This is a genomic window from Parasphingorhabdus sp. W113 (genome assembly GCF_055693205.1).
The window spans coordinates 1,072,999-1,086,166 of the sequence record NZ_CM146328.1 but is presented as its reverse complement, the minus strand read 5'-3'; the positions used below and the strand labels follow the sequence as shown (position 1 = coordinate 1,086,166).

Annotated in this window: 11 protein-coding genes; all 11 read right to left on the bottom strand. The window is 58.5% G+C overall.

The window, feature by feature from the left end; all coding sequences use genetic code 11:
* Positions 1–48: 48 nt before the first annotated feature.
* From ftsA to ACZ1GS_RS05070, 11 genes are read right to left on the bottom strand one after another with little or no spacing between them, the layout of a single operon-like run.
* Positions 49–1,308, bottom strand: a complete 1,260-nt coding sequence (gene ftsA, locus ACZ1GS_RS05120) for a cell division protein FtsA (protein WP_472697414.1) — start codon at positions 1,306–1,308, stop codon at positions 49–51.
* Positions 1,309–1,354: 46 nt separating this feature from the next.
* Positions 1,355–2,236, bottom strand: coding sequence for a cell division protein FtsQ/DivIB (locus ACZ1GS_RS05115; RefSeq protein ID WP_472697413.1), 882 nt, complete (start codon positions 2,234–2,236; stop codon positions 1,355–1,357).
* Positions 2,233–3,153 (bottom strand): D-alanine--D-alanine ligase, encoded by a 921-nt coding sequence (locus ACZ1GS_RS05110; RefSeq protein ID WP_472697412.1) that lies wholly within the window; start codon positions 3,151–3,153, stop codon positions 2,233–2,235. Before ACZ1GS_RS05110 ends, ACZ1GS_RS05115 begins: the two co-directional genes overlap by 4 nt.
* Positions 3,150–4,055: a UDP-N-acetylmuramate dehydrogenase gene (murB, locus tag ACZ1GS_RS05105; protein ID WP_472697411.1), complete on the bottom strand. Its 906-nt coding sequence runs from the start codon at positions 4,053–4,055 to the stop codon at positions 3,150–3,152. Before murB ends, ACZ1GS_RS05110 begins: the two co-directional genes overlap by 4 nt.
* Entirely contained in the window at positions 4,052–5,458 is a 1,407-nt protein-coding gene (gene murC, locus ACZ1GS_RS05100; RefSeq protein ID WP_472697410.1) for a UDP-N-acetylmuramate--L-alanine ligase, read from the bottom strand. The genes murB and murC overlap by 4 nt, the downstream gene beginning before the upstream one ends.
* Positions 5,455–6,639, bottom strand: coding sequence for an undecaprenyldiphospho-muramoylpentapeptide beta-N-acetylglucosaminyltransferase (gene murG / locus ACZ1GS_RS05095; RefSeq protein WP_472697409.1), 1,185 nt, complete (start codon positions 6,637–6,639; stop codon positions 5,455–5,457). The genes murC and murG overlap by 4 nt, the downstream gene beginning before the upstream one ends.
* The gene (locus tag ACZ1GS_RS05090) at positions 6,636–7,856 is read right to left on the bottom strand and encodes an FtsW/RodA/SpoVE family cell cycle protein (RefSeq protein ID WP_472698067.1); all 1,221 of its coding nucleotides are present in this window, start codon (positions 7,854–7,856) and stop codon (positions 6,636–6,638) included. The genes murG and ACZ1GS_RS05090 overlap by 4 nt, the downstream gene beginning before the upstream one ends.
* Positions 7,857–7,882: 26 nt before the next feature.
* The gene (gene murD, locus ACZ1GS_RS05085; protein WP_472697408.1) at positions 7,883–9,217 is read right to left on the bottom strand and encodes a UDP-N-acetylmuramoyl-L-alanine--D-glutamate ligase; all 1,335 of its coding nucleotides are present in this window, start codon (positions 9,215–9,217) and stop codon (positions 7,883–7,885) included.
* Positions 9,218–9,227: 10 nt separating this feature from the next.
* Positions 9,228–10,298 carry a phospho-N-acetylmuramoyl-pentapeptide-transferase gene (mraY, locus tag ACZ1GS_RS05080; RefSeq protein WP_472697407.1) on the bottom strand — a complete coding sequence of 357 codons (1,071 nt, stop codon included), beginning with the start codon at positions 10,296–10,298 and terminating at the stop codon, positions 9,228–9,230.
* Positions 10,298–11,704, bottom strand: a complete 1,407-nt coding sequence (locus ACZ1GS_RS05075) for a UDP-N-acetylmuramoyl-tripeptide--D-alanyl-D-alanine ligase (RefSeq protein WP_472697406.1) — start codon at positions 11,702–11,704, stop codon at positions 10,298–10,300. Before ACZ1GS_RS05075 ends, mraY begins: the two co-directional genes overlap by 1 nt.
* Positions 11,701–13,167 carry a UDP-N-acetylmuramoyl-L-alanyl-D-glutamate--2,6-diaminopimelate ligase gene (locus tag ACZ1GS_RS05070; protein WP_472697405.1) on the bottom strand — a complete coding sequence of 489 codons (1,467 nt, stop codon included), beginning with the start codon at positions 13,165–13,167 and terminating at the stop codon, positions 11,701–11,703. The genes ACZ1GS_RS05075 and ACZ1GS_RS05070 overlap by 4 nt, the downstream gene beginning before the upstream one ends.
* Between the last annotated feature and the right edge of the window lies 1 nt (position 13,168).

Here is a 13,168-nt window from a genome sequence, read left to right as displayed (position 1 = left end):
AAATTTCACCGAGGAATCACCCGAAAAGTTAATTTTTTTCGTAAATTTTCAAAAATTCCCCCGGATAGCGGACATCAGTCGACCAATAACAGCGGAACCACCATATTTCTGAACAGTTTGACGGCTCTTTGGAAGCGATCTGAGATCGACGGGTTCCTGCGACGCATAAAGCGCAAGACCAGCCAATCCGGCGAAGGCCGGGCCGCTATGCGCCTCGGGCAAAGCGGTCAGACCGATAGGGCGGCCGATCCGTACCGTCTGACCGAGCGCGGACTGGGCATAGTCCGCAATGCCTTTCAATTCTGCGCCACCGCCGGTCAGCACGACCTGACGACCCACGGGTCCGGTAAAGCCGAGAGTCTTAAGTGACTGCCCAATTTCACCGATCAGATGGTCGAGCCGCTGGCGAATAATGGCGATCAACTGGGCTTTGGTAATGCGGCCATCTTCATCATTTTCGCGCTCGGATTCGTCGAGGCCGAGATCAATCACGTCATGATTGTCGCGCGGACTGGTCGTGGCCGAGCCGTGGAAACATTTGATCCGCTCCGCTTGCGCCCGGCGCAGACCAAAAGATGATGCAATGTCGTCGGTAATGTCAGCAGCCCCATAAGGCAGCGTGTCGAGACCCACCAGCATGCCGCCAGCAAAAAGCGACACATTGGTCACCTCCGCGCCCAATTCGACCAGCGCGACGCCAAGCTCCCGCTCTTCCTTGGACAGGCAAGCCGTGCCAGCAGCGATGGGCGAAGCTATAATCGACCGGACGTTAAGGTGTGCGCCGCGTACGCTCATGTCGATATTGCGCACCGGGGATCCATCAGCAAGAATGACATGAATATCAACGCCGAGGCGGTCGGCATGCAGACCCTTGGGTTTCTTCACACCATTGAGGCCATCAAGCGTGTAGAGCGCGGGCTGCGCGTGGAGAACCATCTTGCCTTGCGGATCAATGCTGTTGCGACCGGCGCTGAGGAGATCATCAATATCCTCCTGCTCAATCCGGTGCCCGCCAAGTTCGGTTTCGACCGCGGTCAGCTTGCTGGTCAGGCCACCGGCAGAGAAACTGACCCAGACGTCGTCAATATTGGTCCCGGCGATCCGTTCGGCCTGCTCCACCGCGTCGCGCACATCCATCTCGGTCAGCTCGGTATCGGCAATATAGCCGCGCTTCACACCTTTGCTGGCGCGCTGTCCGGTGCCCAATACGGTGATCTCGCCATTTTCCATGCGGCCGGCGATCATCGCCGTGGTTTTCGACGAGCCAATATCAAGCGCCGTAAAGATTTTTTCTACCCGAGCTGCCATTAGTCCCGTTCCCCCAAATATGATATTCTGTCAGCCATGATCATGTTCAACTTTCCGGTTCTGTCGCCGGCTTGGGCGGCATCCGCAAATAGGCCCGCTCGTCATCTCGCAGATCGAAATGCACGACCCCGCGTCCGAGCAAACGGTTCACACCATCCATCCGCGCAAAGTTGAGCAACGCTGCGGCAGCCGTCTCCTCGCCTTCAGGCAGAGCCAGCGTCTCGCCGCTTTCAAATTCCAGATTCCAGCGCCGGTTCCCGATCCAGGTGGCACCGGTCACCCGCGGACTGAGTGCGGGAGCCACATCGAGCAAACGGGCCAGTTCCGGCACACGCTTATTGGCCTTTTTCCCGACAATCACCGGCAAATCCGGGATTTCCTCGGCCTGGATATTCTGCAATTCAAACCCCTGCTTGTCGATCAGCGACAGCTTGCCATTGCGCTGCCAGACCGCGGCCGGTTCCCGTTCGATGATTTCGACCACCAGGGTATCCGGCAGGCGGCGGGAAATGCGGGCATCTTTAATCCAGCCATTTTGCATCAGCTCGCTGCGCACCTGGTCAATATCGACCAGCATCATCGACCGGTCTTTCTGCGCCAGGGTAATTTCGTATATTTTCAGCTCGTCAATCCGGTTGACGCCGGTCACCTCGACCCGCTGAACCTCAAAGCCGGCATTGCCGACCAGTTCGGCGGTCTGATTGGACAGACGTTCGGTAATGCCGGTATAATGCGCCACACTATAGGCACCGAGAATGAACACGCCGACCAGGCCGATGGTCAGGCCTTTCTGGACCTGCGCCTCAGTCACCGGCATCGCCCGCAGAATCTTGTCAAAGACCGACAGTTGACGGACCTTGCTCTTCGCGGCCTTGCGCGGTTTTCCCTTTTGTTTCTTGTTGGTGCGTCTGACCGATGCTGCTGTCATAATGCTTCCCTCAAAATCAATTCCACCAGCTCTTCATAGCTGATGCCCATATGCTTCGCCTGTTCCGGAACCAGACTGAGCGGTGTCATACCCGGCTGGGTGTTGGTTTCGAGCACAAACAGTCCATCGACTCCCCGCTCGTCATCCCAGCGATAATCTGTCCGCGATGTCCCTTTGCAGCCCAGCAGCTCATGCGCACGCAGCGCATAGTCGAGACAGAGCTTTGCAATCTCGGCCGGGATATCAGCCGGACAGATATGCTCAGTGAGACCTTCGGTATATTTGGCGTCATAGTCGTAGAAACCGGATTTGGTGCGCAATTCCGTGACGCAAAGAGGCTTGCCGTCGACCACCGCAGTGGTCAGTTCCCGCCCCTTGATAAACGGTTCCGCCAACAGCTCGTCAAATTCCTGCCAGGGTCCCGTGACATCCCGGCCAACCGGATTGCCATAGTTGCCCTGATCGGTGATGATCGCCACGCCGACCGAAGACCCTTCATTGACCGGTTTCAGCACATAAGGCCGCGGCAGCGGGTCTGCTTCAAATATGTCGGCACTCTTGACCATCTTCCCTTCCGGCATCGCGATGCCTGCAGGCACCAGCTGCTGCTTGGTCAGTTCCTTGTCGATCGCGATGACCGAGGAGGCAAGACCGCTATGGGTATAGGGGATCTGCATCAAATCAAGCATCCCCTGCACCGAACCGTCTTCACCCGGGCAGCCGTGCAACGCATTGAACACCACATCCGGCTTCACGGCATCGAGCACCATCGCAATATTGCGATCCATATCAATTCGGGACACCCGATGCCCGTTTTTCTCGAGCGCATCGGCCACACCATTGCCGCTCATCAACGACACCTCGCGCTCGGCCGACCAGCCGCCCATCAAGACCGCGACATGGAGTTTACCGGTCATGCCGCTTCTCCCACGCGCTGGATTTCCCAATGCAGGTCCACGCCGCTATGTGCTTTCACGCGGCGCCGGACTTCTTCGCCCAGTGCCTCGATATCCGCCGAGGTGGCGCCGCCGAGGTTGAGCAGAAAGTTGCAGTGTTTCTCGGAAACCTGCGCCTGGCCGATTTGCAGGCCGCGACAGCCTGCCTCGTCGACCAGCTGCCAGGCTTTGGCGCCATCGGGATTTTTGAATGTCGATCCGCCGGTCTTGGTGCGCAACGGCTGGGACGCTTCGCGTTCATCGCCAATTCGTTTCATTTCCGCTGCGATTAATTCCTTGTCGCCTGCCTCGCCTTCGAACGTCGCGCTGACCACAATGGCGCCTTCGGGCAATCCCGAATGGCGATAACTATAGTCCATCGCTTCGCGATCAAATTGCGCCACCGAACCGTCGCGCAGCATGATTTCGGCCGCGACAAACACGTCACAGACTTCGCGGCCATAAGCACCGGCATTCATCCGCACGGCGCCGCCCACAGTTCCCGGGATACCGCGGAGGAATTCCAGCCCCGCGAGGCTGTTGTCGCGCGCGAAGCTCGCGGCGGAGATACCCGGCGCACCCGCACCGCAGACGATCCGGTTGGGATCGCTTGCGTGCATAGCAATACCGGAAAATGCCTTGCCCAATCTGACCACCACGCCCTGGATGCCCCCATCGCGGATGATCAGATTGGACCCTAGCCCCAAAGGCCAGACCGTCATCCCAGATCTGAGATTACGGAGAAACTGTTGTAGATCATTTCGATCCTTCGGTTCAAACAACCATTGTGCGGCTCCGCCGCTTTTGAACCAGACAAGCGGCGCCAGCGGCGCATCAGCGGTCAATTTCCCGCGCGTTTCGGGCATTGTGATCACCGCGCTCATGCCTGTGCCGCCTTGATAGTATCAGCCAGTCCCGCGGCCCATTTGGTGATATCGCCGGCCCCCAGACAGACGACCATGTCCTTGTCTTCGATCACATCTGCGAGTCGCTGTGCCAGTGCCGGGGCATCCGCAACCGTTTCGGCAATCCGGTGGCCGCGTTTCTTTAGACCATTGACCAGCGCCAGACTGTCGACGCCCTCGATAGGGTCTTCGCCGGCGACATAGACGGGTGTGACAAAAACCATATCGGCATCGTTAAAGGCCTGCTGGAAATCTTCCATATGATCGCGCAACCGGGTGAAACGATGCGGTTGCACCACCGCGATGACACGGCCTTCGGCGCCTTCGCGGGCAGCGGACAGCACCGCCCGAATTTCAACCGGATGGTGACCATAGTCATCGATGATCGTGACACCGTCCACTTCACCCACTTTGGTAAAGCGCCGTTTGACGCCGCCAAACTGATCAAAGCCACTCGCAATCTGTTGATCGGTCATGCCCATTTCGAGGCCGACCGCGACCGCCGCAATAGCATTTTCGACATTGTGCCGGCCCGGCATGGGCAGCGCGATCCCTTCGATCGTGCGCGTCTCGCCATCGCGGTCGCGGATCATCACGTCAAAGCGATTGCCACCGGGATAGGGTGTGACGTTAATCCCTTTGACATCGGCCTGCGCCGAGAAGCCATAGGTGATCAGACGGCGATCACGAATGCGCGGCAGGATCGCCTGCACTTCGGGATGATCGAGGCACAGGATCGCTGCGCCATAAAAGGGCACGTTTTCGATAAACTCGACAAAGCTGTCCTTGATCTTTTCAAAACTGCCATAATGGTCGAGATGTTCGGGATCGATATTGGTGACAACGGCAATGGTACCGTCAAGCCGTAGAAAACTGCCATCGCTTTCATCCGCCTCGACAACCATCCATTCGCTATCACCGAGACGCGCATTGGAGCCATAATTGTTGATGATTCCGCCATTGATCACGGTCGGGTCAATGCCCCCCGCATCAAGCATCGCTGCAACCATAGACGTGGTGGTTGTTTTGCCATGTGTGCCGGCAATGGCGATGGTTCTTTTGAGCCGCATCAGTTCGGCCAGCATCTCGGCCCGGCGCACCAGCGGAATTCGTTCTTCGAGCGCTTTTTCGACTTCCGGATTGCCGCGCTTAACAGCGGTGGAAATCACCACCACAGCGGTGCCCACGACATTCTCGGCCTGCTGCCCGATCATCACCTTGATGCCTTTGGCGCGCAACCCTTCGATAATATAGCTTTCGGCCAGATCGGATCCCTGCACCGCATAGCCCATATTGTGCATTACTTCAGCAATACCCGACATACCGATGCCGCCAATGCCGACAAAGTGGATCGTACCAATATCCGTACCGACGCCCTTCATTGGACATTGTCTTTCGCCAGCGCCTCGCGCTGGATGCCGCCCAGATTGCCCGACTCTTTCTTGACCTTCAGGGTTTTGGACAAAGGCGATGTGCCTATGCTTTCGACCAGGTCGGCGAGATCACTGACCGCTTCGGGCCGTCCGCATTTCCGGGCAAATCGTGCAGCGTTCTGCAGCGCATCGGGTCCGAGTGCCATTTTCTGCATTTGCTTGGCGAGTTCCTTGGCGGTGAATTGCGGTTGTGCGATCGCGCGCGCGCCGCCGGCAGCAACCATCTCGCGCACGTTTTCGGTCTGATGATCATCGGTCGCGATGGGCAGCGGGATGAGAATGGCAGGCCGGCCAGCCGTGGTCAGCTCCGCAATGGTTGAGGCACCGGCCCGGCCGATAACCAGATGCGCCCAGCCGAGACGCTGGGGCAGGTCCGGCAGATAGGTCGCCAGTTCGGCAGGGATATCATGCTCGGCATATTTGGCGCGCACCCGTTCGATATCCTGCTCGCGGCATTGCTGGGTGACTTGCAGCCGGTGGCGCAAATGCATCGGCAGCATCGCGAGGCCATCCGGAACGACATCCGAAAGGATCGTCGCCCCCTGGCTGCCGCCGGTCACGAGCACCCTGAAAATGCCTTCTTCTGTTAGCGGTGGATAGGGTTCCTCGCGCAGCGCGATAACCTCTTCCCGGACCGGATTGCCAACCAGATGCACCTTGGCCTTATGTTTTGGCTTCACCTTCATCACGTCGGGATAGGATGTCGCGATCGCGTTGACCGTCCGCGCGGCCAGGCGGTTCACCCGGCCAAGCACGGCATTTTGCTCGTGGACGATCGTCGGGATATCTTTCCGGTTCGCCGCCAGCAAAGCCGGGAAAGCCGGATAGCCGCCAAAGCCGACAACAGCGGATGGCTCGAATGTATTATAGAGCTGCATCGCCATCTTGCGCCCTTTGAGAATCGCCCGGGCACCCGAGAGCCAACCGCGGGGATCTTTGGTGATCCGGCCAGCCGGCAGGATATGGACCTGGCCATCATCGACCATGCCGGGAATTTTCTCTCCGCGTTCATCGGTAATCAGGGCTACCCGGTGCCCGCGCTGGACCAGTTCCTTGGCCAGCGCATAGGCCGGAATCATGTGACCTCCGGTGCCACCGGCGGCGAGGACAAAATGCTTCGTAAAACTCATTGGGCGACCGCTCCTTCCTTTGGCCATGCCGTGCCATAACGGGAGCGATCTAAATAGGGGTTTCTGCGCGTAAAGGCCAGCAGCAGTCCGACACCAAGCGACAGTGCGAGGAAGGAAGAACCACCATAGCTGATAAACGGCAATGTCATGCCCTTGGACGGGAACAGCTGCAGGTTGACCGCCATGTTGATCAATGCCTGCCCGCCAAATTGCGCGGTCAGCCCGCCGACGGCCAATATGATGAAATTATCTTCTTCATCGAGCAGGCGCAGGAACACCCGGACGATGATCGCCAGATAGACCAGCGCGATTGCAACGCAGGCGAGTAGGCCGAATTCCTCGCCAATGACCGAGAAAATATAATCGGTATGGGCTTCGGGCAATTTGAATTTGGCGGTTCCCAGACCGGGCCCGGTCCCCAGCAGACCGCCGCCGGTCAGCGCCCGATAAGCCAGCATCACCTGATCAAATTCGTCGCCGCCGAACAGCCAGGAGTTAATCCGCTGGGTGGCAACCGGATAAAGAAAATAGGCCCCGACAATGCCGCCAATACCGCCGATACTGATCGCTGCAATCAGGCGGGCCGAGAGGCCGGAGATCATCATCAGCACAAACCAGATGCCGCAGAATATGATGGTTTGCCCGAGATTCGGTTGCAGCATCAGCAGCAACGCCACGATACCGGTCAGCACGAACGACAGGGAAATAACCGGCAAAGACGGATCCTTTACCCGCAGCGACAGCAACCAGGCGATCGATACGGCGTAGAAGGGCTTGAGAAATTCACCCGGCTGAATGGTCGCAAAACCATAGCCGATCCAACGCTGGGCGCCGTTTACCGTTTTACCGAAAACCGGCACCAGAAACAGCAGCGCAAAGGCGACCACCGCGGCAATAAGGGCAAACCGGCGGGCTTGCTCTTTTGGCAGCATAGACACCACCAGCATGACCGGAACACCGACAATGACCCAGCCCAGCTGCCGATAGAAATAATAGAGCGGATCAATGGTTACGGTCGCGGTGCTGAGCTTCGGCGCCGAGACCGGCGAAGCCGCGGCAATGGCAATCAAACCGATCGCCACCAGTGTCATGATCAGCGCCAGCAACACGCGGTCCAGTTCCCAGAACCACACCGAAAGCGGCGACCGGTCGCTGCGACCCAGGCGGGATTGCAGCTGAAAGCGCTTTTTCTGCAGGCCCGCCGCAATTTCCGGCATGGCACCATCATTGGTTACACCATCACTCATGTCGCACTATCCCCCGACGCTGTCCCGACCTGCTGATTATCAATCACCGACTGTACTGCGCTGCGAAAACACGCCCCGCGCGCCTCGAAATCCTTGAACTGATCGAAGGACGCGCAGGCCGGCGACAGCAGAACAACCTCGCCCGGCTGCGCATTGGCCGCCGCATGTTGCACAGCGGTCAACATCATCTCGCACGGATCGACCGGCATGTGCGGCTGCAACAATTCCCCAAAAAGCGGGCCGGCATCCCCAATAGTATAAGCCTTGGCAACATGCCCGAAAAACGGCTCGCATTCCTTGAGATCATCGCTTTTCGGCAAGCCACCGACAATCCAGTGAATCTTGGGATAGGCGCCCAGCGCCGGTCCGGTGGAGGCGGGATTGGTTGCCTTGCTGTCGTTGACAAAAAGAACACCCGCCGCTTCGGCAACCGTCTCCATGCGATGCGGCAAGCCGGAGAAACTTTGTAAGGCGGGACGCCATTGGTGATCGGCAATGCCCAGCGCTTCCGCAACCGCTACCGCCGCTGTCGCATTTTGAAGATTGTGAGGGCCCGGCAGCGAGGGCCAGTCCTGCTGGCCGGACAACACGGCCCTGCTGGTATCAATGATCCGATGTACCCGGTTTTCGGCCCGTATTTCACGCAGCGCCAATTGCGTCTTGGCATCATCGCTGGCAAAAATCGCGATATGGTCAGCCGCCATCATGTCGAACAGCCGCGCCTTGGCAGCGGCATAGGCGTCGAAACTGGCATAGCGATCGAGATGGTCAGGGCTGATATTAAGCAACAGCGCAACATCACAATCCAGACTGTGAGTCAGGTCAATCTGATAGCTCGACAATTCAAGAACATAGACACCGCCCGCCGACAAAGGCGTTTGCGACAAAATCGGAACGCCAATATTGCCGCCCATATGGGACTGCAAGGCCGCGCTCTGTATGATATGATGAACCAGCGCCGTGGTTGTCGATTTCCCGTTGGTCCCGGTAATCCCGACCACTCGATGGGGCGGCAAGCTGGGACGGGCCATGGCAAACAATTCAATATCGCCGATAATCGGAACATTGTCGGCCGCCGCCTTGGCTGCAATCGGGTGGGTATTCAGTGGCACTCCGGGTGAAACAACGACCGCGTCATAGCCGCGCAGATCGGCTTCCATCGGATCAGCCACCGTGACCCGACCGGCAACTTTTTCGCGCAGCTCTTCCCGGCTGTCCCAGGCCATGATCTCCGCTTCGCTGGCATGCAGGGCGTCGAGTGTGGCCATGCCTGACCGGGCGAGCCCTAGAATCGCATATTTCTTGCCTGCAAAGACGGAAGAGGTGATCATCCCATCGGCCTCACCGCAGCTTCAGTGTCGACAGGCCAGCAAGCGCCAGCACCAGACTGATGATCCAGAAGCGGATCACCACCGTCGACTCGGACCAGCCCAGCTGTTCGAAATGGTGGTGAATGGGCGCCATGCGGAACACCCGCTTGCCGGTGCGCTTGAAGAAAAACACCTGAACAATCACAGACACCGCTTCGAGCACGAACAGGCCGCCGATAATCGCCAGCACAATCTCGTGGTGAATCGAAACCGCGATGGCCCCCAGCGCACCGCCGAGAGCCAGGCTGCCGGTATCGCCCATGAAGACGGCCGCTGGCGGGGCGTTGAACCACAGGAAGGCCAGACAGGCGCCGATAATGCAGGCACAGAATATGGCGAGCTCGCCGGCCCCCTTGACGAAAGGAATGCCGAGATACTCGGAAAACACCGCGTTGCCGGACAGATAGACAATTACCAGAAACGCGGCGCTGGCTATAACGACGGGCATGGTGGCAAGACCGTCCAGGCCATCGGTCAAGTTCACTGCATTGCCGGCACCGACGATCACGAACATCGCGAACGGATAATAGAACCAGCCCAAATTGATCTGCACATCGCTAAAAAACGGTACATAGAGATTGGTTCCAACCTGCTGGACAATCATCCAGGTTGCGAAGCCGGCAATGACAAACTCCATCAACAGGCGCACCTTGCCGGAAACCCCCTTGTGGCTGCCCTTACTGACCTTGTCATAGTCATCCATGAACCCGATCGCGCCGAAGCCGAGGGTCACAAAGATACAGCACCAGACGAAAATATTGCTGAGGTCCATCCACAGCAAAAGTGAGATAACCAGAGAGATAAGGATCATCAGACCGCCCATGGTCGGGGTTCCGGCCTTTTTCAGGTGAGTGATCGGTCCGTCTTCCCGAATCGGCTGGCCCTTGCCCTGGCGCATGCGGAGCATGTTGATGAATCTGGGGCCGATCAGCATGCCGATGAACAGAGCCGTCGCTATGGCCGCACCAGACCGAAAGCTCAGATAGCGAAAGACGTTGAAAATGCCTTCAAACTCAAGCCATTGTGCAAGCAGATAAAACATTAATACTCCCCGCTCACCAACGCCGAAACGGTTTTGGCGAGCCCCAGATAATTGGACCCCTTGATCAGAAGGATGTCGTCGGCGCTGATCTTTCCCGCGACCTCGGTCAGCGCGTCCGAAGCGCTTGCGACATGATGGATTTCGGGATTCTGATCAAGTTTTTCTGCAGCGAGCGCTTCCAGCCTGGCTGACGTATGCGCCATCTCGTCGCCCACCAGAATAACAAGGCTCGCACCGGACACAGCGATATCGTCGGCCAGGGCCTCATGATAATGCGCGGCCTTGTCCCCGAGTTCGCCCATCGCCCCGAGAATGGTGATTTTTTTGCCCGCGCACGGCTCGCTGCCGAGCTGTGCCAAGGTTGCCGTCATTGAGGTCGGATTGGCGTTGTAACTTTCATCAATCAACGCGGCTTGCCCACCGCGCGGCAGGGTCAGCCTGTGGCGCCTCCCCCGTCCATCCAGTCCTTCCAGTTCCGCCAGCGCCAGGCCAGCAGCGGCCAGATCACCGCCCACCGCCTGAACGGCAGCCAATATGGCCAGCGCGTTGGAAACCCAGTGCTGTCCTGGCGAAGCCACAGTAAAGCACAAGCTGTGATCACCGAGATTGGCGGTCACCAGCGATCCGCCGCCGGAAGCGGGCACGATATCCACCGCCCGCACATCGGCGCCTGCACCAAACCCGAAGCTGACAACATTTTTCGTTTGTCGCAGGGCCGCTTTTCTCAAACGGTCAAAATAGGGGCTGTCAAACGGCACCACCGCCGTGCCTTCGGCGGTCAGGCCCTGAAAAATCTCCGCCTTGGCATCGGCGATATCTTCGATGCTGGAAAAATGCCCGATATGGGCGGGAGCTATTGCGGTAATGATCGCCACATCCGGTCGCACCAGCCGTGTCAGCTGCGCCAGTTCTCCAGCATGATTCATGCCCATTTCAAAGATGCCGTAAGCGCTTTCGGCCGGCATGCGGGTGAGGCTCAGCGGAACGCCGACATGGTTGTTATAGCTTTTCACGGAGCGGTGCGCCTTGCCCATCGAACAGCGGTTGAGCGCCGCAAAAAGCGCTTCCTTGGTTCCGGTCTTCCCGACCGAACCGGTCACTCCGATGATCTTGGCCTGGGTGCGATCGCGCGCCGCTCTTGCCAGAGCGTTCAGCGCCGCGGTGGTATCGGCGACGCGAATATGGGGGCCATCGACTGCCTCGCTGACGACACAGCCATGACCACCTGCCTTGTGGACGTTATCGACATAGAGATGACCGTCGCTTTGTTCGCCCTTTAGCGCGAAAAACAGGTCGCCCGGGCCGATTTCCCGCGAGTCAAAAGCCACCCCCGAAACATCAAAGACAGCGCTGGCCTCGCCCTGCACTGCCGCAGCGATGGCGGAGGACGTCCACAAACTGCTCATGCCGCTGATTCCGATTGCTGATTGCCCGCACATTCCCGCGCGACCTCCACGTCATCAAACGGGATGACACGATCGCCAACAATCTGTCCTTGCTCATGGCCTTTTCCGGCCAACAGGATGATATCCTCGGCGGTGGCGATTTCAATCGCCTTTGTAATCGCCGCCCGGCGATCGGCCACTTCTTCGGCGCCCGGAGCGCCAGCCATTATTTCCGCCCGAATGGCAGCGGGATCTTCATTGCGCGGATTGTCATCGGTCACGATGACATGATCAGACAGGGCAGCAGCCACTTTCGCCATTTCCGATCGCTTGCCACGATCCCGGTCGCCGCCGGCTCCAAAAACCGTAATCAAGCGTCCGGTCACATGGGGACGCAACGCTTCAACCGCCGCGCGCAATCCGTCCGGTGTATGCGCGTAGTCGACGTAGACCGGCGCCCCGATCTTGGTAATCACGGCGCGCTCCAACCGGCCGCGCACGGGCTGCACACGCTGCATATGGTCGACAATATCGTCAATCGCGCCGCCGGTTGCCAGAACCGCGCCCGCTGCACACAAGATATTGGCCGATTGATAAGCCCCGATCAGCGGCAAGGCGATCCGGTGGGTATTGCCTTGCGCTTCAACCATCAGCACCTGACCCAGATGCGTTGGCGTCTGGGACACGAGGCGCAAAGCCGTGCCGTGCTGTCCGACGGTCAGCAGATTCAGGCCGCGCTCCCGCACCCGTTGAATGACTTTTGCAGACCAGCCGTCATCGGCCCAGATCACGGCGCTGCCGTCCGGGTCAACCACTTCGTCGAAGAGCCGCATCTTGGCTTCAAAATAACTGTCCATGTCGCCATGATAGTCGAGATGGTCGCGGCTGAGGTTGGTAAATATCCCGACCTGCACCGGCAAACCTTCAGTGCGATATTGCGAAAGGCCGTGGCTCGACGCTTCAAAAATGGCATGGCTTGTGCCTTCTCTCGCCAGCCCGGACATATTCGACAAAAACGTTACGATATCAGGTGTTGTCAGTCCGGTGCGCACCTGCTCGGATGCCGTGGTAACACCAAGCGTTCCAATCGATGCGCTGTTCAATCCGGCCATGTGCCATAATTGCCGCGTCAGTTCAGCGGTCGACGTCTTGCCATTGGTCCCGGTCACCGCTGCGACATGCTGCGGCGATGGCGTGAAGTACCGCGCTGCCAATATGGCAAACAGCCGGCGCGGTTCGTCATCGGCAATATGCATCGCGCCTTCAACTTCAGCATCGGGATGGGCCACAATCGCGATCGCGCCCGCAGCAATGGCTGCGGGAATGAAATCTTCACCGTTAAACTGGGCGCCGCGAAAGGCGCCAAAAATATTGCCAGGCGCAATCTTGCGATGATCAATCACAAAGCCGCTGACATGCCGTTCATGGTCTTCGCCATTGGGCTCAATCTGGTTCAGTCCGGCAATCAAGGCACTCAGCTTCATG

Coding starts and splice junctions, on each gene's coding strand:
- ACZ1GS_RS05115 (WP_472697413.1), bottom strand. CDS start 2,236: ATGACAGCAGCATCGGTCAGACGCACCAACAAGAAACAAAAGGGAAAA.
- ACZ1GS_RS05110 (WP_472697412.1), bottom strand. CDS start 3,153: ATGACCGGTAAACTCCATGTCGCGGTCTTGATGGGCGGCTGGTCGGCC.
- mraY (WP_472697407.1), bottom strand. CDS start 10,298: ATGTTTTATCTGCTTGCACAATGGCTTGAGTTTGAAGGCATTTTCAAC.
- murC (WP_472697410.1), bottom strand. CDS start 5,458: ATGAAGGGCGTCGGTACGGATATTGGTACGATCCACTTTGTCGGCATT.
- ACZ1GS_RS05090 (WP_472698067.1), bottom strand. CDS start 7,856: ATGCCGGAAATTGCGGCGGGCCTGCAGAAAAAGCGCTTTCAGCTGCAA.
- ACZ1GS_RS05075 (WP_472697406.1), bottom strand. CDS start 11,704: ATGAGCAGTTTGTGGACGTCCTCCGCCATCGCTGCGGCAGTGCAGGGC.
- murB (WP_472697411.1), bottom strand. CDS start 4,055: ATGAGCGCGGTGATCACAATGCCCGAAACGCGCGGGAAATTGACCGCT.
- ACZ1GS_RS05070 (WP_472697405.1), bottom strand. CDS start 13,167: ATGAAGCTGAGTGCCTTGATTGCCGGACTGAACCAGATTGAGCCCAAT.
- murD (WP_472697408.1), bottom strand. CDS start 9,217: ATGATCACCTCTTCCGTCTTTGCAGGCAAGAAATATGCGATTCTAGGG.
- murG (WP_472697409.1), bottom strand. CDS start 6,639: ATGAGTTTTACGAAGCATTTTGTCCTCGCCGCCGGTGGCACCGGAGGT.
- ftsA (WP_472697414.1), bottom strand. CDS start 1,308: ATGGCAGCTCGGGTAGAAAAAATCTTTACGGCGCTTGATATTGGCTCG.